The 22078-nt window shown below is 68.8% G+C and carries 11 protein-coding genes and 1 pseudogene; 4 read left to right on the top strand and 8 right to left on the bottom strand.

Annotated features, from left to right (window positions below; genetic code table 11):
• Positions 1–114: 114 nt before the first annotated feature.
• The 3 genes from ARTB_RS16670 to ARTB_RS16660 form a co-directional block, all read right to left on the bottom strand.
• Positions 115–429 carry a hypothetical protein gene (locus tag ARTB_RS16670; RefSeq protein ID WP_243181544.1) on the bottom strand — a complete coding sequence of 105 codons (315 nt, stop codon included), beginning with the start codon at positions 427–429 and terminating at the stop codon, positions 115–117.
• Positions 414–6053, bottom strand: a complete 5640-nt coding sequence (locus tag ARTB_RS16665; protein WP_243181543.1) for a DUF6531 domain-containing protein — start codon at positions 6051–6053, stop codon at positions 414–416. Before ARTB_RS16665 ends, ARTB_RS16670 begins: the two co-directional genes overlap by 16 nt.
• A gap of 126 nt (positions 6054–6179) precedes the next feature.
• Complete coding sequence (locus tag ARTB_RS16660; RefSeq protein WP_243181542.1) at positions 6180–6461, bottom strand: pyrophosphorylase; 282 nt, start codon at positions 6459–6461, stop codon at positions 6180–6182.
• 232 nt (positions 6462–6693) lie between these two features.
• Between ARTB_RS16660 and ARTB_RS16655 the strand changes: the two genes are divergently transcribed.
• The 4 genes from ARTB_RS16655 to ARTB_RS16640 all read left to right on the top strand — a co-directional run bounded on the left by ARTB_RS16655 (position 6694) and on the right by ARTB_RS16640 (position 17324).
• On the top strand, positions 6694–9552 hold the full coding sequence (locus tag ARTB_RS16655) for a hypothetical protein (RefSeq protein ID WP_243181541.1): 2859 nt from the start codon (positions 6694–6696) through the stop codon (positions 9550–9552).
• Positions 9549–10895: a hypothetical protein gene (locus ARTB_RS16650; protein ID WP_243181540.1), complete on the top strand. Its 1347-nt coding sequence runs from the start codon at positions 9549–9551 to the stop codon at positions 10893–10895. The genes ARTB_RS16655 and ARTB_RS16650 overlap by 4 nt, the downstream gene beginning before the upstream one ends.
• A 62-nt stretch (positions 10896–10957) precedes the next feature.
• A complete protein-coding gene (locus ARTB_RS16645; protein ID WP_243181539.1) occupies positions 10958–15268 on the top strand; it encodes an FtsK/SpoIIIE domain-containing protein in 4311 nt (1436 codons plus the stop codon).
• A gap of 82 nt (positions 15269–15350) precedes the next feature.
• Complete coding sequence (locus ARTB_RS16640) at positions 15351–17324, top strand: serine/threonine-protein kinase (RefSeq protein ID WP_243181538.1); 1974 nt, start codon at positions 15351–15353, stop codon at positions 17322–17324.
• Positions 17325–17731: 407 nt separating this feature from the next.
• On the opposite strand, the gene ARTB_RS16635 is transcribed toward ARTB_RS16640, so the two are convergent.
• From ARTB_RS16635 to ARTB_RS16615, 5 genes and pseudogenes are all read right to left on the bottom strand, one after another.
• Positions 17732–19516 carry a DUF222 domain-containing protein gene (locus ARTB_RS16635; RefSeq protein ID WP_243181537.1) on the bottom strand — a complete coding sequence of 595 codons (1785 nt, stop codon included), beginning with the start codon at positions 19514–19516 and terminating at the stop codon, positions 17732–17734.
• Between the two features lie 108 nt (positions 19517–19624).
• Positions 19625–20314, bottom strand: a complete 690-nt coding sequence (locus ARTB_RS16630) for a YqjF family protein (RefSeq protein ID WP_243181536.1) — start codon at positions 20312–20314, stop codon at positions 19625–19627.
• A 203-nt stretch (positions 20315–20517) separates the two neighbouring features.
• Entirely contained in the window at positions 20518–21306 is a 789-nt protein-coding gene (locus ARTB_RS16625) for an isocitrate lyase/PEP mutase family protein (RefSeq protein WP_243181535.1), read from the bottom strand.
• A gap of 40 nt (positions 21307–21346) precedes the next feature.
• A complete protein-coding gene (locus tag ARTB_RS16620; protein WP_243181534.1) occupies positions 21347–21736 on the bottom strand; it encodes a DUF1622 domain-containing protein in 390 nt (129 codons plus the stop codon).
• A gap of 38 nt (positions 21737–21774) precedes the next feature.
• A pseudogene (locus ARTB_RS16615) lies at positions 21775–21864 on the bottom strand (SDR family NAD(P)-dependent oxidoreductase); the annotation flags it as partial.
• Positions 21865–22078: the final 214 nt, after the last annotated feature.

Below are 22078 nucleotides of genomic sequence, written 5' to 3'. Positions count from 1 at the left end.
GCGTCGCGGGCTGACGAGCGAAGGCTTCTACTGCACGACGCGGGAGGACCAGATTGGAGGAGCTAGTCGAATTTCAGATCCAGCATCGGTAAGCACATTTTTCCCGAGCAGTTTCTAACTGCCATTAGCAAAATCGGTGAGCTTTTGAAGAAGTTCTTCGTATTCAGCGTTGAGAACATCATCGACTGATCCGTTCTTGTAAACGTATCGGTCGCTGAGGCTGCCGCTGCCCTGCCCAAAGCTCCCAAAGACCCACTCTCGCGCCTCGTCCACAGCCTTAGTTGACGAATCAGCGCGAAGTTTTACCGCGAGATCTTCGTAATTCTGAGCTAGTTTGGCGAGCTCCATAATTCTCAGCAGACTCGCAAACCTGAGCATATCGAGTGTCAGAGTATCTATATCAGTGCCCATGTTTAATCCAATTTCCATTCTTTGAGAATTTCTCCCGCGGTCCTTGCGTCTGGAATATAGACTTGGGGAGTTCCGCCTGGATAAATCGTGCCATCCAACCCGGTCTGCGGTGCGGTCATCCCTTCGTGCACAGCAGTTCCGGCTGGGAACCTAGCCATGAAAGCGCTATCGATGGGGCTCTTGCCGCCGCCAGGCCACTCAGGCAACACCGCTTTGTCATTTCTAACTTGCTCGACACTGATCGGTGCGTCCTCGGACCACCAGCGACCCCACGGATTTCCGGCTTCTCCGCCCCTGTACAAAATTGTATCTTCGCTAAGGTATCTAGATTTGTAGGCTCCGTCTGTAAAGTTCGCGGCTGGATTACCACGCATTCCTTCCAGCGTCGGTGGCAGGTCTCCGAGTTTGGTGGTCGCCGAGGGTGGGACATCGACTTTACCCGCGCGACCACCGATGGGTAGGGCTCCGGTCCCAGTGCTAATTGCGGTAGCCCGTATGAACCCCGTCGGAGTGTGGGGCCCTGGCCCGGTGAGGTAGCCGCCTGCCCCGCTGATCGCCCCGTCAACGCCATTTTCCACGGCCATGCGCACCACGGGGTTGTTGACGAGCTTGCCCGCCATCATTCCCACACCGCCGCCTACCATTCCAAGGCCACCGGAGATCGCGGCCTGGCCCCAGTTGACTTCCTCGGTGGTTGCTTTCTGGATCACGACGTCGGCGCCGAAGCTCATCAGCCCCAAGCCTGCGACCTGGCCGCCGGGGACGAACATCAACACCGCCCCGCCCACAACGGCCAGGCCGCCGACGACGTATTCCCAGTTGTCTTTGACCCAGTTCCCGGCCGCGGCGAACGCTCCCCGGCTGGAGCCATCGTAGGCCTTCAGCTCGTCATCCGTCAGCGGACGCAGCCCGGTGGGGTCTGTGGTGTTCAGAGGGTTGTTGCCGGCGTAGGCGTAGGGGTTTCCGTCCCAGCCCGCGCCGAGGACGGGGGAAAGGGGGTCGGTGGAGAGGAAGCCACGGGTGGCCGGGTCATACGCCCTGGCACCGAGCCATTCCAGGCCCGCGATGTCCAGGCCGCCGTTGCCGGTCAGGGTGATCCCGGCGGGCAGCTCACCGGCAAGCCCCGGCACAGCTCCCCAGCCGGCGGCCCCAGCACCGGGCGTGCCGCCCGGACCCGGGTCCGGGATAGACGGCGCGCCGATGACTGCCCAGGGATCGGTCTGGTCGGTGGGGCGGGCTGCGCGCCAGCCCGGCGCCGTCCAGGCCTCGCCGATCCCGGTGACACCACCAGGCAGCGAAAGGACCTGTTCACCGTCAAAGCCGGCCAGGGCGGGGATGGGGTTGGCGGTGTCCCACCACAGCTCCACACCATCGATGGCAGCGAGTTCGCCGAGTGCGTCCACCCACAGCTCATGCCGGGAGGTTTCCATGCCGTCGGGGGTGCGGTCGGCCGCGCTCTTCAGGTGGCCGGTCTGGCCCCATGCGTACTCGGTCCAGGACCCGTCCGGGAGTATCAGCCGGGTTCGGCGCCCCAGCCCGTCGTGGACGTACTCCGTCCGGGACCCGTCCGCGTCCGTGACGGCAAGGAGTTGCCCCGCGGCGTCGTACTCGTAGGTCCGGGAGCCGGCCGGGGTGGATTCGCGGATCGGGCGCCCGCCGGCGTCGTATACCCACTCCGAGACGGAAGCCGGCGCGGAATCCTCCGGGTCCCCGCTCCTGGTGGTGGCGGCCGAGACCATCTGCCCGGCCCCGTCGTAGCCGTAGCGGGTCACGGCACCGGCGCGGGTCAGGGCCGTGATCCGGCCGTCCCCGTCCCGGCCGATCAGTGTGGCATCGGCCGAGAGAAGATCGTTGCGGTCGGTGCGGCTGTGCTCGGACAGGCTGCCGTAGCGGTAGGCCCATTCCTGGACGAGGTCCCCGGCGGTGGCGGAGGTGATACGCCCCGAGGCGTCGTGGGTGAACACGGCCTCCCCGAGCCGGGGGTTCCTGACGGCGGTCACCCGGCCCGCAGCATCCCGGATGTAGGTGGTGGTGGTGCCGTGCGCGTCGGTGAATCCGGTGCGGTTCCCGTCGGCGTCGTACTCCCACGACATTCCGCGGCCGTCGCGGGTGCGGGAGGTCAGCTGCCCGCGCCGGTCATACGCCAGCTCGTGCTCCACCGCCAGCCCGTCAGCGCCCGTGTAATCGGTAATGATCACGCGGCGGCGGATCAGGTCGCGTTCGACGGCGGCCAGGAGTTTCCCGTCGACCGAGGTGGAGGATTCCCGGCCGGCCGAATCGTACGTCCAGGTGGTGGTGTGCCCGTCCGGGTCGGTCTGGGACAGTTGCCGCCCCGCAGGATCGTAGGTGGCCGTGGTCACCCGCCCGAGCGGATCGGTCACGGAATCGACCTTGTCCGTGGCCGTGTAGGTGCGGGTGGTCACCCCGCCCAGGGGATCGGTGATGCGGACCAGGCGCCCGCGGACGTCGTACTCGAACCGGGTCCGTCCGCCCACGCCGTTGACGGTCTCAGTCAGTTCCCCGGCGGTGTTGTATTTGAACCGGCGGGTGCCGTACCAGGAGTCCTGGGAGAAGGTCAGCCGCCCGGTCTTGTCGTAGCCGTACCGGGAAACGCCCTGGCCGGGGGTGCGGCGGGACAGGAGCCGCCCGCACGGGTCGTACTCGAAGGTCTCGACCTCGCCCGTGGGCAGCGTCCGGGCGGTGACACGCTGATCGGCGTCGTAGGCCAGTTCCGTGACCGCGCCGAGCGGGTCCGTGGTCTTCCAGGGCCGCCCGCACCCGTCGTACTCGTACCGGGTGACGGCACCGGTGGGGGAGGTGATCGACGTGATCTTCCCGGCCACGTCCCGGGCCAGGACCGTCAGGCCGCCTTCGCCGTCGACGAGCTCCACCGGGTTGCCCGCCGCGTCATAGGAGACGAGCTCCGCGGAGCCGTCCGCACCCTGGACCTGCGTGGGGCGCCCGTACTCATCGAAGCTGAAAGTTGAGGACGCGAACGCGTCCGTCAGGGTGGCCGTGCCGGCCTTGCGATCTGCGGTCGCGTCTGTGCGGACCCCGGTCGGGTCGACGACGGCGGTCAGGGCGCCGACCTTGTCGTACTCCCGCCCCCAGCCGTGACCGGCGGGGTCCGTGATCCCGACCAGCCGGGAAAGTGTGTCATGGACAAAGCCCCACCGGGCGCCGTCCGGCAGCACCGCGCCGGTGACGTTGCCGAGCTCATCGAAGACCCGCTCAATGGCCCGGCCCAACGGATCGATCGTCCGGACCAGTTCACCGTTGACGGCGTATTCGAGTTCGGTCCGCCCGCCGTCCGGGGCGACGAACGCCGTCGTCCGCCCTGCCGAATCGTGCTCGAAGGCCCAGACGGCGCCGTCCGGGTCCTCACGCCGCACCAGCAGGCCCGCACCGTCATAGCTGAATCGGGTTTCAGCCCCGGACGGGCTGAGCGCCGCAACCGGGCGGCCTGCATGGTCACGGACGATCCTCGCGACGTCCCCCACTGCATTTCGGGTCGAAACCAGGTCCCCGAACCCGTCGTACTCAAAGCCGACCGTCACTCCGGCCGGGTCCACTACTTGGACCAGTTGCCCGTTCCGCCACTGAAGCTCGGTGCGCCCGCCCAGCGGGTCCACGATCACCGAGGGGTCCCGCGAAATCTCATCGGCATACTCATACGAGACGACCGACCCGGACTCCGTCACCAGCGTGGTGATGCGGTCCTGCTCATCCCAGCCGTAGGTGAGGTCCGCGCCTTCCGGGGTCACGGTCCGGATTTTCCGGCCCCGCCCGTCGTAGGCGTGCACCGTGACGGTTCCGTCGCGCTCCGTGAACGACACCAGATTTCCGTGGCCGTCGTAGGCCATGGACTGCCGCTGGTCATGGGAATCGAGCACGCCGACCAGGCGGCCCTTCGCGTCGGCGATCCACGAATTGGACCGGGTGCCGTCCTCATCCGAAACGACCGTGACGCGGCCGGGCAGATACGCGAACCTGGTCCGGCGCCCATGCTGGGAGGTCTGCAGGACAACCCTGCCGTGTTCGTCGTAGGTGTTCTCTGCCTCGAGAACGCCCGCAGCCGAGACCACAGCTTCGATCAGGCCCTGCTCATTCCACCGGTAGGTGCGCGCCCCGAGTTCGGTTGCCACGCGCGTCAGCCTGCCACCGGCGTCGTACTCGTACTCCACCCGGCGCCCGTCCGAGGCCCGCACCACGGCAACAAGCCCGTCCACGTACTCGACGTCGAGGAAACGGCCCCGCGCATGCGCCAGCCGGGTCACCAGTCCGCTACTACCGCCGTCGGCTGGCCTTTCCCGAAGAACGGACACCGTCCGGCCAGGCCCGGAGCCGGCACCGAGCCACACGCCGGTCGGGCTGTAAGCCCACCATGCGCCCTGGTTGTCCCGGACCACGAGGAGCTCGACCGTACCCTCAGGCAGGGAGCCCAACTCCGTGAGGACAGCCGTGTTGGCGGGTTCGCGGGTCAGCCAGTAATTCTCTCCCACACCCCTGCCCCAGCCGGTGCCCTCCCGGGGGAAGTCCACGGCGCGGCCGTCGGCCATCACCCACCGGCACCCCTCATCCGAGACCGTGAGGTGCTGGTCCAGAACCGAGGCCCAGCCCGGACCGAACACCCCGTGCATCTCCAAACCGGACGCCAGCGAGTTGTACATCCGGGACAAGAACAGATTCGAGGAAACCCCCGCGAACCCCAGATCCAACTCCGGCTCGATGAAGTTTCCTGTCGAAGTGTTCACGGGATCATTCGCGTACCCGCTGGTGGGCATCGCGCCCGCCGCCGTCGGCGGATCGATGACCAACCCGGACCGGTTGGCGCTCACGCCGGCCGCTGCCAACGCCTCATTCACGGCTGCATCCGAGAGAGTCGAGATGTTTCCCTCGCCGCCGGCGGCCGCAAACGCGTCCGCGACCGTTACCGCCCACTTCGCGTCGTTCTCGTTCGCCTGCAAGTACCGCCGGTATGCGGTGATCACTCCGGACGCGTCTATTGAACCCCAGTAGCAATCAGACGCGAAGGAGGACATATGCCCGTGCAACGAGGCCGGCTCGGCCGCCAAACCGTCGTCCAGGCCCCGCGACCCTGCCGCGAAGGACCGCAGAAGAGCCGGACGCGCCGAGGACGTCCCGCCCCCGTACCCGCCGCCGGGCGCCGGGGTATTCCGCGATCCCGTCCTGGCATCGGCCGGGGCAAACACCGGAGCCTTCCCCGGTTCCCCGCCCGGCCGTTCTTCCTCGCCGAAGAAGAAATCACCGGCCTGCTCGAGCAGATTCCGGTCATTATGCCGCCGGACCCACTCGTTGTTCTTCTCACGCCGGGCGTCCTCCTCATGCCCGGCGTCGATCATTTGCCCGACGTATCCGGCCACCGTCCGCAACGCCGACACCAACGCGTTTGCGTCATTCTTCGCCGTGGCAGCGTTGGCCTCGAAAACCTCAGAGAAGTGCCCCTTGAAGTCCTCCTTCGCTGAGGCGACGTACGATGCCCGCGAACCCGACTGCTCCTCAAGCCTTGACGCCGCCGATTCGAACGCGGACCTCACCGACCCGGCCACGGCGTAACTGAACCGCCCACCATCAGATGCATCCGAAGCCGGCAACAGCGGCATCTCAACGAACTCGGTCACAACCAAAGCCCCCCACAGAACAAGAACCGGAACATAAAAAAACCACCAAACCGTGCATCGGCCGGGTAACCGCACCACTCACCAAAGTGGCGCGATTACCCGGCCCTCACACCAGCAAGTACAGACTCAGGCGCCGCCGCCAGCGGAGAAGATGTCCTGCGAGATCTTCTGCAACTGCGCCCGCAACTGTTCCAGCTCAGTCTTGGCCTTATCCAAGGCAGCCTTCGTCTCCGGCCACGTAGAACCACGGAACTGCGCAGCCAAGGGGCCATCCCAAATATTCGGATCTGACAAAATCCTTCCCTGCGCGTCCAGCGCCGAGATCTGATCCGTGAAACCACCGTTAATGATCGACTGCACCTGCCCAATTGCAGCCTTCGCTTGCTCAGTAGACAACACACGCGACATAGAAAATTCCTCCCAAGAGACAACCGCTTCTCCGCCGGACGCAGCACCGCCGGCGACCGGACGGTGCCGACGCTACCAACACACGTCAATAAATCCAACAAAAAGAAAAACTAGGACGGCCGGACATGACCGCCCATGTCATACGCATGACACATGCAAACCGCGATTAGTCCATTCGTGCGCGAAACCCCGTATCATGCTGAAGGCACCATGAACGGAAGAGGGGACGATCATGCCCAGACGGACTACCACGAACCAGCACACCCGGGGGCGCCGGATCGCGCCGGGCCGGGCGCTGTGCGCCTTCCTGGCCGCCCTGGGGCTGATCGCGACGACGTCGTGCGGCCCGGCCCCCGAACCGGAGTCGGTGTCCAATCCGGTCAAGCTTCTGCAGAGCGTCCGCGTGGGCATGTCCCCGGCCGCCGGGGTCGAGACGATCGAAGGCACCACCATCTCCGTGTCAGCGGCCGGCGACTCCTCCGCAGCGGACACGAAGTACGACGCATCCCAGGCGGTGGGCGAACTGCCGGTGCGAGTGAGCCTGCAGTACCGGGCCGGCGACAAGTCGGGCTCCGACCTCACCGAGCTTCAAGGCCACACCGGGCCGGTCGAGATCGACCTGACTCTGGAGAACCTCACGGTCAAGCCGCGGGTCATCGAGTACGATGCCGCGGGCCAAACCCGCTCCGATACCGCCCTCGTCGGCGCCCCGCTGACTATCGCCGCCTCAACGAAACTCACCGGCGTACGGGCCGACGACGTCACCGCCGGCTCTGCGGACGGCGGAACGGGCACCAACGGCGTCCTAAGCAGCACAGAGGACGGTGCCACCGTGGTGCAGTGGGCCACCGTGCTGGCCCCGCCGCGTTCCGGGGCAAGCACCACGCTGCGCCTCGTTGCTGAGGTCAAGGACTTTCAGGTCCCTGCTTTCGACGTGGCGGTCCAGCCGGGCCTCAACACCGACCTCAGCGCGGACGGTGTGCTCGCCGGCGCGTTCTCTTCCGGCGCGGGCTCCGAGATGGGGCTGCAACGCCGCACCATCTCACTGGTCTCGGACGTCAACACCGTGTTGACCAAGGCCGGATCCACCATCACCGAGGTCCGGCAGAACCTGCAGGAGACCTCTCAGACCCTGGGTGCGAAGACGGCGGGCGAGCTGCGCGATAACTCCACGGCCCTGGCCGCAACCATGGTGGACCTGAAGGAGCAGCTGAAGACTCTCGGCGCCGACCTGGAGGTCGCGACGAAGTCAACGCAGTCCACCACTGCGTCCCAGCTGAAGCTGACCGTCGCCGCCGTGGACGCGATGCTGGGCGACACCTCGGCCGTGCCCGCGACGGCTCCCATCAACGGTGACGGCTGCACCGCGGAGGTGCCCAAATCGGGGAAGGCGGCCACGGTCTACTCCAGCATCCAGACCATGGCCTCGCAGCTCGACGCCTACGCGAAGGTGAGTGCGGGCTGCCGGGACATCGTCGCCGGCGCCATTAAGGCCACCATGGGCCCCGAGGACCCCGCCGCGGAGGAATGCGCGGAGCAGGGCTCGATGACATGCTCCCTCTACGGCTCTGCCGTGACCGTCACCGGTGCGTTGCTGGGCCTGGTGACGAAGGGCGACGAGCTCGTGGCGGACCTGCAGCCGCAGATGGTCGAGGGCGCGATCAAGGATCAGGAGGCTGCCGCCGTCACGCTGGAAAAGGTTCGCGCCGATTTCGCTGGGGTCCTCGACGGCGCCGAGACCACCGAAGACTACAAGACTGCCCTTGCAAACGTGGAAGAAGCGATCAAGTCCGCCCGGGGCTCCGTCACCGCGACCAGGGACGCAGCCGCTGCGGTCCGCGGCAGCATCGACGGCCTGCGGCAGAAGCTGGGCGACATCAAGAAGACTGCGCAGAACGCCCGGGGCGAGTTGGGCGACCGCTCGCTGCTGAACGGCTCGATGACGCAGCAAACGCAGCGGCTCGCCGACGAGTTGTGCAAGATGGCCGACGGCGCCTTGCCCCGCGAGGGCCGACTGTCCGCCGAGCAAGCGGAGCGGCTGCGCTCCTACTTGACGTCCGCACCGTGCGAGCCCACTGATGAAAGCGGAAACCCGGCGCAGGAACTGCGCCCGCCGCTGGGGTTCAAGGACCCGCTGGACGATCGGATCCAGGCCCAGACGGCCGCCTGGGACGCGGTTCTGGCGGCCACCGACACCACCGCCCCGGACGAAGAGATCGGCCAGGCGTTCACCACTTTGGGGACAGCGATCGACGACATCGACGCCAAGCTGGACGCCATCAACAAGGCCACGAAGGCGCTCGATGGCGCCGCCACGGGCGACGTCAACAGCAACAAGCGCGAACTAGTTGCCCTGGACGCCGCGCTCGGTAAGGCGATCGACTCCTCCGGCCGGGTAGGCTCGACGCTCGCGAAGCTCAAGGAGCAGCAGGACGGGCTCGGCGACAAGATCAAGGAGTCCCTCCGCGAGGTCTCGGCCGAGACCGCCGCCGAGGTCTACAAGACCGTGGACGAGCAAGTGCGCCGGGTCGCCGAGATCGGCGACGCGGGCTCCGACGCCGTGATCACGGCCTTCAACCACTCCATCTCCGGTTTGAAGTCCACCTCGGACGAGGTGGTGAACGACGCCGAGGGCACGGTGAATAAGCAGCGGGACGAACTGCGCGGGCAGAGCGACGCGCTGGCCGCATCCCTGGACAAGAGCACGCAGTCCTCGCTCGCGAACATCGCCTCCAGCACGTCCGGCTCAACCCGTGACGTCGAGGGCGCCAGCGCCCTCCTGTCCTCAAGCCTCACCAAGGTGATGCTCGACCTGGGCGACCGCTCGGTGAACGGATCCGGGCTGCTCGGCTCCATGGCCACAAGCGCCGCCAAGGCCGACACTGCCGACTATCAGCTGGCACTGGCATCGCAGAACGCTGAGGGCTATGCCAATATCCGCTCCAGGGACGTGGCGGGGCTGCTGCTGCGCCAGGCGCAGTTCAAGGCTTCACTCACCGCTGTCGACGAACTGCCACCGTTCCACCTCGAGGTGCCGGCCGGCGCCACGTCGCAGACCCTGTACACACTGAAGATCGGCGGCACCGCATGAGCTCCCGCACCGGGCTCACGACCCTGATCGTCGCGGGCATCACTGTCGTACTCGCGGCTGCGATCGCCCTGACGACCGTGGCGCTGAGCCGTCCCAAGGAGGCTTCACGGCCCGATCCGGTAGCCGCGACGGTTCCCGTCGCGCTGAAAGCCGAGGGCCTGCCGAACGACTTCTCCATCGGCGTCGTCCTCACGCTGGGCCAGTCCGGCGAGCCCGGCTCCGAGTACAACCGGGCGGCACAGGGCGCGATCGTCGCCGCACAGCGCTTTGCCAAGGGCGGCGCCGCCGTCGCCCTCGTAGCCCAGAACGACCGCGGCACGGAGGATGGCGCCCGCGCCGCCGTCCACGCGCTCGCCGAACAGGGAGCAGCGGGTGTCGTCGTGGCGACCACGGGTGCGCCGGCCCAGGCCGCGGCTAAGGCCGCCGAGGAGCTCGGCCTCCCGGCGATCCTGCCCTACGCCGAACCATCCGACCCCGCGCAGGCCACCTGGACCACGAGGCCGACGGGCGCATCCGTCGCGGCCGCCCTTCGAACCGCGCTGAACGGCAAGAACAGGGTGCTGCTCGTCGGGGACGGCGGCGAGGTCCCTGCCTCGGTAGGGATCTCACAGACGCTGACCCTCGATGGCTTCGACGCGGTGATGGACCTGGCCCAGGAGGCCGCCATCCGAACAGGGGACCAGCTGCGCCCTCCTGCCGAGGACGCCCCAGCAGGCGCCGGGTCCACGAGGGTCGCCGAGCCCGCGGACGCCGTGGTTGTCTCGGCCGCCACCCCGCAGCGGCTGGCCCGGCTGGTTCAGGCCTTGCAGGCCCGCGACGTGTCCGTCCCCGTGGTCATTCCGGACGGCGCCACTGCCCCGGCCTTCGCCTCCACGCTGTCCGAGCTCGACGGCGCCGCCTCCGGGCAGCTGGTCAGCGTTGCCCCGGCCGGCGGCGACGCCACGGCGCTCCAGCAGGACGCCCAGGGGCGCGGGATGTCGGCATTCCTGTCCGCCGTGCGCCTGGCGTCCGGTGACCCGAAGGTCAAGAACCTGACAGGCGATGCCGCGTTTTCCGCCGACGCATGGGCGGCGGACTCACGTAGCCACGACGCCGTCGTCGCCCTCGTACGGGCGGCCGCGTCGGCTGGAAGCGGCGAGCCGTCCAAGGTCGGCGCGGCGTTGCGTGCCATGTCCTTCGGTCCTGGTGACGGCCTCGCGGGGCCGGCGCTGGATTTCTCGCGCTCCGCGGCGCTGACCGCGGAGGCAATCCCGGTCTACGCTTCCCCTCAGGATCTGGGCCTGCGCCCGCCGGACGAGGCCGCTCCGCGGCTCGTCTGGGTGCCGGCGCCGGCAAACCCCTGACCACCCGCCCCCGGCTCGCCCCTGAGCGGGCGGGAACCATCCACCACTGAAGGAGCGCCCCGGTGCGTGTGCTGATCGACCTGGACGAGCGCCGCTTTGAGTGCGACGTGGCTCACGCCGCGCCTGCCACGACGCTGACAGACCTCGTGGAGGCCTCCGGTGGCCCGCGCCTGGCACCCGATGAGGCGGTGTTCGTGAACGAGGCCGAGGTGCGTGGTTCCACCCCCGTCTCAGAGCTGATCTTCCTGGAGGGCAGCCGCATCTCGCGGGCGCCGTGGCAGATTCCGCAGCGCGTGCGCGGCTGGAGCGTGACGCTCGCCGGCGGCCAGCGCACCGGCGGCGTGATTGACGTTCCGCACGGGCGAGAGATGCTGATCGGCCGGTCCCCTCACGCCGATCTGAGCCTTCCGACCGAAAGCGCGTCATGGGACCACTGCCGCCTGCGCCGGGAGGAGGACGGGCTGCGGGTGCTCGATGGCGGGTCCACGAACGGCACCCTCGTCAATGGCGAGCCGGTGGGGGAGGACGGGGTCCTGGTGACCGAAACCGCCACGATCACGGCGGGCGGCACGGTGCTCCTCCTGCGCCGGTCCCTGGACGAGACGCCCGCCCCGGCGCCCGGCAGCCTGCACAACCTCACACCGGCGGCGACAGCGCCCTTCAACCGGCCTCCCCGCCCCGGGCAGGCCCCGGCGGGCGAGCCCCTGGTCCCGCCGAGCCGCAAGGAAGTGCCGCCAGCCAGCAAATTCAGCTACATCACGGTGCTCGCGCCCCTCGTGATGGCGGCGGCGATGGTCTTGATCCTGCGGGACTTGCGCTTCGCGATGTTCGCCATGCTCAGCCCGGTCATGGCCGTGGGCATGTGGTTCGAACAAAAGCGCCGCCACGCCCGGGGCCTCAAAGAAGAGGACGAGCGCTTCGCCGGGGCGCTCCAGGGATTCGAGCAGCAGGTCCGCGCAGCCGCAGCGACGGAGACCGCACGACGGCATCGGATGATCCCCGATCCCGCGACCGTAGTCCGGCGCCCCGCACTCCCCGCCACGTCCTTGTGGCAGCGCCGCGCAGACGCGGACGACTTCCTGGCCCTGCACGCCGGCACAGGTGACGTCCCCTGGAAGCCCGAGGTGGACCGCACCGCCGGATCGCGGCTGGATGAGAAGGTGAAGGACTCCCTCGCGGCCGCGCGCCTGCAGGCCGCGCCCGTGCTCGTGGACCTGACCGACGCCGGTGTGGTGGGTATCGTCGGGCCGCGGGAAGGTGCTCTGGCGCTCGCGCGATCCCTCCTGGCCCAGGCCGCGGTGCACGTCGGTCCGGCCGACCTGACCATCGGCGTCTTCTGCGACGCCGGGCGCGCTGACGAGTGGGAGTGGGCCTCGTGGCTGCCGCACACGCGCCAAGCCGGCAGCAGCACGGGCGAGCGGTGGATGTCCGCGCACCGCGAGACGAGCCTGGCCATGCTGCGCACGCTCAAGGACACGGTGCAGGAGCTGCCCACACCAGCGATGCTGGTGGTCCTGGACTCCGAGGTGCTCACGGAGGGCAGGGACGCGCCGGCACGCGCGCTGCTCGGCACGGGCCGCTCCGTGCCCGGGGCCCAGGGGAGCCCGCAGCAGAGCCCGTCACGGGTGGCCGGCATCGTCATTGCGACCTCGGAGGAGCAGCTGCCGGCCTCCTGCACCACGATCCTCAGGGTCGGGGCGGACGCCGCGGCCACCGTGGACCAGCCGGAGGACCTGACCCGCGTGGAGGACGTCATCCTGGCGGGCCTGGACCAGGAGGAGGCCCTGCGCTGCGCGATGCGCGTGGCGCACTTCGACGATCCGGAGCTGAGCGTGCCCGGGGCCTCGCTGCCCCCGCTCGTGCGGCTGCCCGGGCTCCTCGGTTACGACCGCCCGGACTCGGCCACGATCCGTCGGATGTGGCAGGCTCCCACCGGCGTCTCCACGCCGATCGGCACAGGGGAGAACGGCACCCTGACCCTGGATCTGGTCAAGGACGGCCCGCACGGCCTGGTGGGCGGCACCACCGGCTCCGGCAAGTCCGAGTTCCTCCGCTCGCTCGTGGCCGGCCTCGCGGCACGCAACGATCCGACCCGCCTGAACTTTATCCTCGTCGACTTCAAAGGCGGGGCCGCCTTCAAAGCATGCGAACGCCTTCCGCACACCATCGGCACGATCTCCAATCTGGACGAGCAGCTCGCCGACCGGGCCCTCCGCGCCCTGGAAGCGGAGATGGAACGCCGCCAGAGGGTCTTCGCAGCGGCCGGCGAGGGCATCGACAACCTGAACGCCTATCTGGCCACGAACCCGGCCGAGCCCATGCCCCGGCTGCTGCTCGTGATCGACGAGTTCGCCATGCTGGCCAAGGACTTCCCGGACGTGCTCAAAGCTCTCGTCAGTGTGGGTGCAGTGGGCCGCACCCTGGGTGTGCACATGATCCTGGCGACGCAGCGCCCCGCAGGCGTCGTCAGCGACGACATCCTCGCGAACACCAACCTTCGGGTGGCCCTGCGGGTACAGAGCCGCGACGACTCCAATAACGTCATCGGTGTGCCCGCAGCCTCGGCGATCGGCCGGGCCCAGATGGGCCGCGCATTCGTGAAAATGGGCCAGGACGACATCACCCCCGTGCAGACGGCCCTCGTGACCGGCAGGGCGCAGCCCGGCGCCGGGCCCGCCGTGGACGTGCGCGAGATACGCCAGTTCGGCGTCCCCGTGCCCGCGGCGGCGCCGCCACGGTCTGCGGGCGTGGACGAGAACGACCTCGAACTGCTCATCGACGCGGTTGTCGAAGCCAACGCCGAGGCAGGGTACGCCCAGCCGCGGCAGGTCTGGCCGGAGGCCTTGGGAGAGTGTGTGGAGCTGGAGGGATTCCTCCCGGACGGCGGCCGTCGCGCCACTCCGTCCGACACTCCCACCGATCCCGCACCCCCGCTGCCGATGGTGGGCGCCGTCCGAGGCTCCACGGTCCAAGTGGCCGTCGTGGACGAGCCGGAGCTGCAGCGCCAGTCCGCGGCGGGATGGGACATGTCCGTGGGGAACCTGATGCTCATGGGCGTGGCCGGCTCGGGCACGAGCACCACGCTGGCCTCGATCGCGCTGACACTGGCGAAGGACGCCGATCCGGCCGAACTGGACCTGATGATCCTCGACATGGGTTCCCGTGAACTCGAAGCACTGGAACGCCTGCCGCACACCGTGGCGTATGTGGGAACCGGTGCCGGCGCCAAGGAGCAGCAGGCCCGGTTCCTGCGGCACCTGCACACCGAGCTCGAGAGCCGCCGCGCCGAGCCTGGCAGGCACCACCGCGCAGTGGTGCTGCTGGACGGCCTGGCCTCGCTGCGGGACGAGTTCCAGGATTTCGAAGGGCAGCAACTGCTGGCTTTGCTGTACCGGGCGTACGCGGACGGCCCGGCGCTGGGGCTGTCCTTCGCGGTCTCCACCACACGCGCCAAGGCGGTGCCCTCGGCCATGAACGAGGTGACACTGCAGAAGTGGCTCTTCCGGCTGGCGGACGCCTACGACTACTCCTCGCTCGGCGTCCGGGGCAAGGAAATCCCCGCTGCGCTTCCTGGGCGCTGCGTGGATCCCCGCACCTCGCTCCAGATGCATGTGGCCACGCCCGGCATCGGGATCGAGGGTGCTGTGGATCGTGTGCGGCAGAGCTGGGCTCATGCTCCCGCGAAGACCCCGGCGATCAGGCGTCTGCCCGCCAACGTCACGATGCTGGAGCTGGGCGTGGAACCCCGGCTGGAGGCCGAACCTTGGCTCATCCCGGTGGGAATACAGGAGGCGGACCTCTCACCGGCGTTCCTGGAGATCTACGAGGGCGAGCACGCGCTCGTGGCCGGGCCCGCCCGTTCGGGCAAGTCCACGCTGCTGCTGGCCCTGGCCGCAGCCCTGCGTGGCGCGGCCACCTCCCGCGGGCCGGCTCAGGTGTGGGGCATCTGCGATCGCCGCTCGCCCCTGGCCCTCGCCGATCTGGATTGCGTGGCCGTCGGCACGGATGAGGTGCCTGCCTTGCTGGCCTCCCTGCGACTCGAGCGCGGCCCGGTGTTCCTGCTCATCGACGACGCAGAGCGCTTCGAGGACGCCGATCAATCCATCGCGGGGGCTGTGACCTCCGGGCAGCCGGGGCTGTGCATCATTGCGGCCGGACGGGCCACGGATCTCCGCGGGCTGTACAGTCACTGGACCAAGACGCTCCGCAAATCCCGCCTGGGCGTGCTGCTCCAACCGGATGTAGATTACGACGGCGAACTGCTGGGCGCCGCACTCCCGCGCAGGGCGCCGGTGGCGCTGACTGCCGGGCGTGGATATATCGGCGTCGGCGGGCAATTGGCACTGATCCAGTCGATGAGCGCCGAGGTTTGAACCCGGCGGCGGGCGCCTACGACGAACGAGTGGACGGCCGGGGGCCTTGAGGAATCAGATCGATAGCGTTGGGGAGTACGGTATGAAATTCGCACAGACGGGGCAGGCTCTGGGAGCGTCCTACCGCTTCGGCGAACGGGTGGGCTCCGGCGCCGTCGGCGAGGTCTGGACCGTCACCTCGGCCGACGGCCGGACTTTTGCCGCCAAGGTCCTGCGCCCGGAACACGCTGACGATCCTTCCCTCGTAGAGCGGTTCGTCCGCGAGCGATCCGTCCTGCTTGGCCTGCAGGACTCCCACATCGTCACGGTGCGCGACATGGTGGTGGAGGGCGCGCGGTTGGCCATCGTCATGGACTATGTCGCGGGAGGCTCGCTGCGCGACGCGGTCAAGGTTGCGGGCCCGCTGCGTCCCCTGGACGCGTTCAACGTCGCCGCCGAAGTGTTCGACGCCCTGGCTTTCGCGCACTCACGAGGCGTGACCCATCGCGACATTAAGCCGGACAACGTGCTCCTCGCCCGCCCCTGGCCCGAATGCGGCGCGGGCGACGTACGGGTCTCCGACTTCGGCATCTCGGACGTCGTGGGCGAGAAGATCCGCCAGACGACCGGTCTCATCGGCACTCCGCACTACATGCCTCCCGAGCTCATCAGCCAGGGCCGGTCCGGCCCTCCGGGCGATGTCTACTCAACGGGCGTCCTGCTCTACGAGCTCCTCGCCGGGCGCACTCCTTTCGCCGGGCCGGGGACGGACTTCAGCGTCGCGTACCGCCATGTTTCCTCGCGCCCGCCACGGATCCCCGTGGACGACGCAGTGTGGAACGTACTCGACTCGCTGCTGTCCAAAGACCCCGCCCAACGCCCGACGGCGAGTGAGGCCGCGGCGACGCTCCGGCGTCTCGCACCCCGCCTTGCCGGCAGCAGCCCGATCACGCGTACCGAGGCCCCGGAGGACTTCGACGCCGTCGAACGCTCGGCCACCGTCGTCCGGGGCGCCTTCACGGACGAGGACCTCGCGGCCTTCGCGTCAGGCTCGCCAGATGACCACGCCGGGAAGGCTCCCGAGCTCGGGGAGGCCGACAGCGCCACCATCGCCCGGCCAATCCCGCGCCGCGAAGTGCGGCCCCGGGCGGAGGCCCGGCTCGAGGCGAACGTCGCCACCCCGTTCTGGCGCACTCGCAAAGCGTTACTGCTCGCCGGTGCCGCGGCCCTGCTCGTCGTTGCGATGGTCGTTGGGTTCGTTGTCCTCGCCCCTTCAGGTCAGCAAATGCGGCCCACCGCGGAAGGCCAGGTGTCCAAGCAACTTCAGGACGCGGCGCTGCCGACCGGCCTGACAATCTCGCGGGAGGCCTCCTATGAGCCCTCCTCAGGCCAGATCCGCTTGACCGTCGCGTACGCGGCGCAGAAGGCGCCGTTGTCCGGTGATTTCCTTGAGGTGATCCCGGGCCTGGCCGATGGGGAAGCGTGCCCGGCGGTCACGTGGGACGGGGCTTCGGTGAGCAGGAATCAGGCCTCGATCACCGGCCTTGACGTCGAGTGCGGCTGGAAGGTCTCGGGGTTGGAGGTCCCGGCGGGAGGGGCAGCCCAGGTCACAGCCAAGGTGTCAGTGTCACCCGCGGACCAGCAGGCCCTCGACGCGTGGCTGCGGGCTGGGTCCCAGGCGACGACGGCCGCGACGCAGGACCCCGCCGTCAAGGGCACGGCCTATACCGTCCAGCGCCTGAAGGGCGTGGAGGTGCGTACTCCGGCGCGCGTCGTGACGCCTAGCCCGCTAAAGATCACCCTCGTGCCAGTCTGGGCCGGCGGCGCCGACGAGCTGAACCCGCTCTACGTCAGTCCCGCGTCGGGCAAGCCCTCGCAGATGCTCGCCGCCGTGAGCGGCGGCGAGAAAGGAGTACGGTTCTCCGACGGCTGCGGCGGGGCGCTCGCGGTGGACAGCGCGGGGCTTACCGTGACGGCCCTGCAGATCACGCCCCAGTGCACCGTGCGCGCCAGCGTCGGGAACTTCACCGAGCTGCAGTCTCCGAGCTTCGGGATCACGTCCCGGGAAAACTCCTAAGACCGAGGGCTCCTAGGGCCCCCAGGGCTGAGGGCTGCCAGGACTGAGGGCTCGGGGTTGCCCCCGCGGCCATGACCTTGGCCTGGACGTGCGAGCCACTCAGCCCGCTGCGGCCGTCCGGGCTTCTGTTCACGGGGCGGCCCACCCGGCCGTCCGGGCCGCTGCCCGGGGCGGCCAGCCCGCTGCCGTCCTACCCGCACGGCCCGCCTCCGTCCAAGCTTCTGTCACGCGGCCCACCCGGCCGTCCGGGCCGCTGCCCGGGGCGGCCAGCCCGCTGCCGCCCGAACCGCACGGCTCGCCTCCGTCCGGGCTACTGTCACGTGGCCCACCCGGCCGTCCGGGCCGCTGCCGTTCGACCCACACGGTCACCCAGGCGTCAGGGCTTCTGTCACGCGGCGGCGACGGGGTCACTCCAGGCGGAAGTAGGTGTTCCGTCGGGGTGTCCGGGCTGGGTCGAGGTGGGGTGGCGGGATGAACCAGGGGATGCCGGTGCGCATCTGGATGCTCCAGTGTTCCTTGTGGATCACGTGGTGGTGATGGGAGCAGAGCAGGGTTCCGTTGCCGGTTCCGGTGGTTCCGCCGCGGGACCAGTAGGTGATGTGGTGGGCCTCGCACCAGGGTGCCGGGATGGTGCATTGCGGGAAGGCGCAGCCCCGGTCCCGGGCCGTGATGGCCTTGCGGATGTGGGGCGGGAAGACGCGGGAGGCGCGGCCGATGTCCAGGATCTGGCCCTCGCCGCCGAGGACGACGGGGATGATGTCGGCGTCGCAGGCGATTTTGCGGAGGGTGCCGGCGGTGACGGGGCCGGTGAACAGCAGCGTCCCGGTGCCGTGTCTGGTTCCGGTGCCGTGCTGTGCGGTGTTGGCAGCGGCGCCTGCTTCGGCGGGAGTCGTCCCGAGCCGGGTGAGCAGGTCGCGGTAGTCAATGGTGGCCATGATCTGCGGCCGGAGCCCGCCCGCGGCGGGCAGCCCTCCGGTGGCGAGCGCCGCTTTGCAGGCACCGACCAGGCCGTCGAGCAGACGTTGGGGCCGGGAGCGGAGGTCCAGGGACGGCAGCGCGGCGTGCTGTTCGGCCGTGGCGGGCTCGTCAGACGGGCCGGGCTCGTCGGCCGCTTCGGACCCGTCACCCGGTCCGGCCTGCGCCGTGTGGCCGGTGGCGGTGCCTTCGCCGGTGTCGGGGCCGCTGCGGGGGTTGGTGGCGGTGTTCATCACTGTCACAAGGTGTTCGAACTGGTCCGCGGTCGCGAAGATTTCCAGGTGCTGCAGGCCGTGCCGGGGTTTGCGGAGGAAGGCGCCCTGGATCCGGCGGAGCAATTCCTCGGAAGGTTCGGCGCCGTCCTGGTCCAGCGCCTCGGCCCACCGGCGGGCGATCCGGGCCAGGAAGTCGGCGTCGTTTTCGATGGCCGTCACTGTCAGGGCATGTTCCATGGTTGCGGCGGCCTCGGGGAGGCAGGTGTGCCGGACCCGGTCCAGGGCGAGCGTGATGACGGTTGCGGCGCGGGACGCGACCTCGCCGGCCGCGACGGCAGCGGCGAGCTCCGTCCGGACCGGTGGCCCGGTATGGCCGCCGCTGCCGGCGCGGGGCAGCAGCTCGGCGGCCAGCGTCAGCCGGCGCTTTGCCTCGGCGGCGCTGATCCGCAGCCGCGCCCGCAGGAACTCCAGCGTGTTCCGGTACCCGTCATCCAGCACCGATTCCGGCACAGCCGGCGCGGCCGTACCGGTTGCGCCGGCAGGCTCCGCGGTTCCGGTTACGCTGGCAGGCGACGCGGTACAGGGCCCCCCGGTAGGCTCCGCCGTTCCGGGTGCTCCGGCGGGTTCCGCGGTGCCGGGTGCGCCGGTCTGCCACCCGCCGCCGCTCTCGCGCCAGCCGGTGGTCCACGCGGTGACCGCCCCCGCTACAGCCCCCGTGGCCGCGGCGGCGGACTGCTTCCGGGTCCGGTCCACGGCGGCCGCAGCGACGAGCTGCAGATACTCCACCGCGCGGGAGACTTCCTCCACGCTGCCGGCGAAGTCCGACGCGGCCCGGAATCCCCACGACCCCGCATCCTCCACCGCCGTCGAACCCACCGCCCGCAGCGCTGCCAGGGCGGCGTCCAGACCGGATTGCCCGACCGGGGCTGCGCCCCGGTCCGTTCCCTGCGCCTTGTCCCCGCAGGCGGTGAAATCCCTGATGAAATCCCTGACGGCTTCCATGGCTCGAGTCTATTTGAGGGCTCCGACAATTTTAGGAGGGCACCATGCGTGATCACTCTGTCCCCGCGGTGCCACGTGCCCGCGGACCGACGGGCGATCAGGCAGGTCTCACATCGTGCTGTGCAGGACCCGTGGCCAGCCAAACTGCGTGTGAACTCCGGGCGAGAAGAGTACGGATTCGGGCTGCCCGGCCACTTCGATTCCCGCGGCGCGCACCAATTGGTCCTCAAGGCCGATCAGCTGCGCGCGGTACAGCGGCCATGCACTGTGCGTGTTGGGCACATAGATGGTCCTGCCCCTGAACCGTGAATGCAGACCGAACCGGGCCGTGAGGTGGATCGACAGCGCGTCGGTGGCGGCGACGTCGGGCTCTGGGACGACCGAGAAATCGCTGCGGGTGCCGCCTCGAAAGCGCCGCACGGAATATCCAGCCGACGCCGATCCGGCAAAGTCATCGGCGCCCACGTAACTCGCCCGCGACCACACATAAGGTATTCCGGCCGCCCGCGCGGCCAGCACCACCGCCAAGCGTGAGGCATCCAGGCTGCGGAAAACGACACCACGGGTGCCGTCCGGCTCGCGGGAGTAGAGGCGCACGTTGATCTCGTTGAAGCTTCCGAAATAGGGGATGCCGGGACCGCGACCGACTCCGGCACCCTGCATACGAAAGCCGATTAGCCCCACCCACGCTGACCCGTCGAACACATCCGGCGCGACGCCCGGTGGCATGAACCGCGCCGCCACTGCATCAGGAATGCGCCAGTGCAGGAAGACGGCATCCAGCCACCGCTGGTCCATGATGATTGGCGCCGGAAGCTCGGGTGCAGCCGGCCAAGGATCACCGCCCAATCGGATCAGCTCCCTTCGGTCGGCAGGGTGTTCGGCCGGCGGGACTTCCGTCGGCAGGGTCTTCGGTCAGCAGTGTACGAGCCGGTCGGCACCATGAGAATCGGTCGGCCGGCGGAGTCACTTGGCATCGGGAAAGGTCCGCGGAAGCAGGGTCAGTTCAATGCCCGGGTGCCTTCCGGAAGGGCTCCGCCGGCCAATACTGCCGCCGTCGCATCGGCCAACGCTGTCAGCGCCACGCGCTGGGTCCACGGGCCGTAGGAAATGCGCGCCACGCCAAGTTCCTGCAATGTGGCCGGTGCCAGGGATCCGGGCACATTGATGACCGAGACCTTGTTCCACCCAATGCCTTCCACCAACGCGGTGACAGTCGGCTCGTCCAGCAGGCCCGGCACGAACACCGTGGTCGCACCGACGTCGAGGAAGGCCCGGCCGCGCTCAATGGCGTCCGCAAGCACCGCAGAAGGGTCCCGGTCCTTGCCCTTCAAGAAGGCGTCGGTGCGGGCGTTAAGGACAAAGTCGATGCCCTCGGCCTCGGCGGCGCGGATTACAGCGCTCATCTGTTCAACGGCGTCGGCGAGCGGGCGCATCTGGTCCTCGATGTTGGCGCCGACAGCGCCGACGCCAATCGCCTTGCGTACCGTTTCGCCGGGGTTGCCGTAGCCCGCTTCGAGATCAGCGCTGACGGGCAGCGGCGTGGCGGCGGCAATCACCCCGACGGCGGCGATCATTTCGTCCACCGGGATGTTCTCGCCGTCTTCGTACCCGCGCGACGCAGCGATGGAGTGGCTGGCCGTGGCCAATGCCTTGGTCCCCGGAACGCCGGCAACCACCTTCGCGGTGATCGCGTCCCAGACGTTGACGAGTTGGAGAATTTCCGGTGCGTGGTGGAGACGGAGCAGTTCGGTGGCTTTGGGGGCAAGAGAACGCGCGGTGTCTGTCATGCCGCGAGCCTAGCCGGGCTCCGTGCAACCCGGAAGGGTTTCAGCCACCTGCGGAGGAATCAGAGGAACCCTGGCGCCGAGTCTGCCAAGGCCAGCGTCCGGTGATTTCCAGCTCGAGCGAGAAGCTAAGGAAGGTCCGGATGAGCACAATAATGGCCAGCACGCCGACGCCCTCGAAGGTCGGCGTGACGGCGACGGATCGGATGATGTCGGCCGCGACGAGCAGTTCGAGCCCGAGGAGGATGGACCGGCCCAGCAGTTGCCGGTACGAGCGGTAGACGGAGAGCGGCGCGGAGCCCGCCGGCAGGCGTTCCGGCTGGAATCCGCGCAGCGCCATGGGGATGGACACGAGGGCGCCGATTACCATGACGGCCACGCCGGCGAAGTCCATGAATCGGCCGGCCGTCTCGATAATGTGCTGAAGATCCATTGTTCCCCTCGGAGAAAGTGGGCAGTGAGATTCAAATCTTACGGGTGCCGGACGCCGATACCGGCGAGAACGGCTCGGTAGCCTTCTCGGAAACTGGGGTATTGAAACTCGAAACCGGTGCTGCGGATCAGTCCCTGTCTCTTATACACATCTCCGAGCCCACGAGACCATTAGTGCGATATCGTATGCCGTCTTCTGCTTGAAAAAAAACAAAACTGACGGCCTTCCAGCACCTGATCGGCGAGAGCGCGAGCGATGTCCTCCCCGCCGGCTTCATCCCTGCCCTGGCGTTTCCGCTGGCCATGATCGTGATGCACCGGGACGATTTTCTGCTGCCCCTGC

The sequence above is a fragment of the Arthrobacter humicola genome, assembly GCF_022803015.1.
Taxonomy (GTDB): domain Bacteria; phylum Actinomycetota; class Actinomycetes; order Actinomycetales; family Micrococcaceae; genus Arthrobacter; species Arthrobacter humicola_A.
The sequence above is the reverse complement of the archived record's forward strand: the minus strand, read 5'-3'. Positions and strand labels throughout refer to the sequence as shown.

What these genes read in the sequence shown, in the direction of transcription:
- ARTB_RS16670 (WP_243181544.1), bottom strand. Translation starts at nt 429, where the DNA reads ATGGAAATTGGATTAAACATGGGCACTGATATAGATACTCTGACACTC.
- ARTB_RS16660 (WP_243181542.1), bottom strand. Translation starts at nt 6,461, where the DNA reads ATGTCGCGTGTGTTGTCTACTGAGCAAGCGAAGGCTGCAATTGGGCAG.
- ARTB_RS16655 (WP_243181541.1), top strand. Translation starts at nt 6,694, where the DNA reads ATGCCCAGACGGACTACCACGAACCAGCACACCCGGGGGCGCCGGATC.
- ARTB_RS16650 (WP_243181540.1), top strand. Translation starts at nt 9,549, where the DNA reads ATGAGCTCCCGCACCGGGCTCACGACCCTGATCGTCGCGGGCATCACT.
- ARTB_RS16640 (WP_243181538.1), top strand. Translation starts at nt 15,351, where the DNA reads ATGAAATTCGCACAGACGGGGCAGGCTCTGGGAGCGTCCTACCGCTTC.
- ARTB_RS16635 (WP_243181537.1), bottom strand. Translation starts at nt 19,516, where the DNA reads ATGGAAGCCGTCAGGGATTTCATCAGGGATTTCACCGCCTGCGGGGAC.
- ARTB_RS16630 (WP_243181536.1), bottom strand. Translation starts at nt 20,314, where the DNA reads ATGGACCAGCGGTGGCTGGATGCCGTCTTCCTGCACTGGCGCATTCCT.
- ARTB_RS16625 (WP_243181535.1), bottom strand. Translation starts at nt 21,306, where the DNA reads ATGACAGACACCGCGCGTTCTCTTGCCCCCAAAGCCACCGAACTGCTC.
- ARTB_RS16620 (WP_243181534.1), bottom strand. Translation starts at nt 21,736, where the DNA reads ATGGATCTTCAGCACATTATCGAGACGGCCGGCCGATTCATGGACTTC.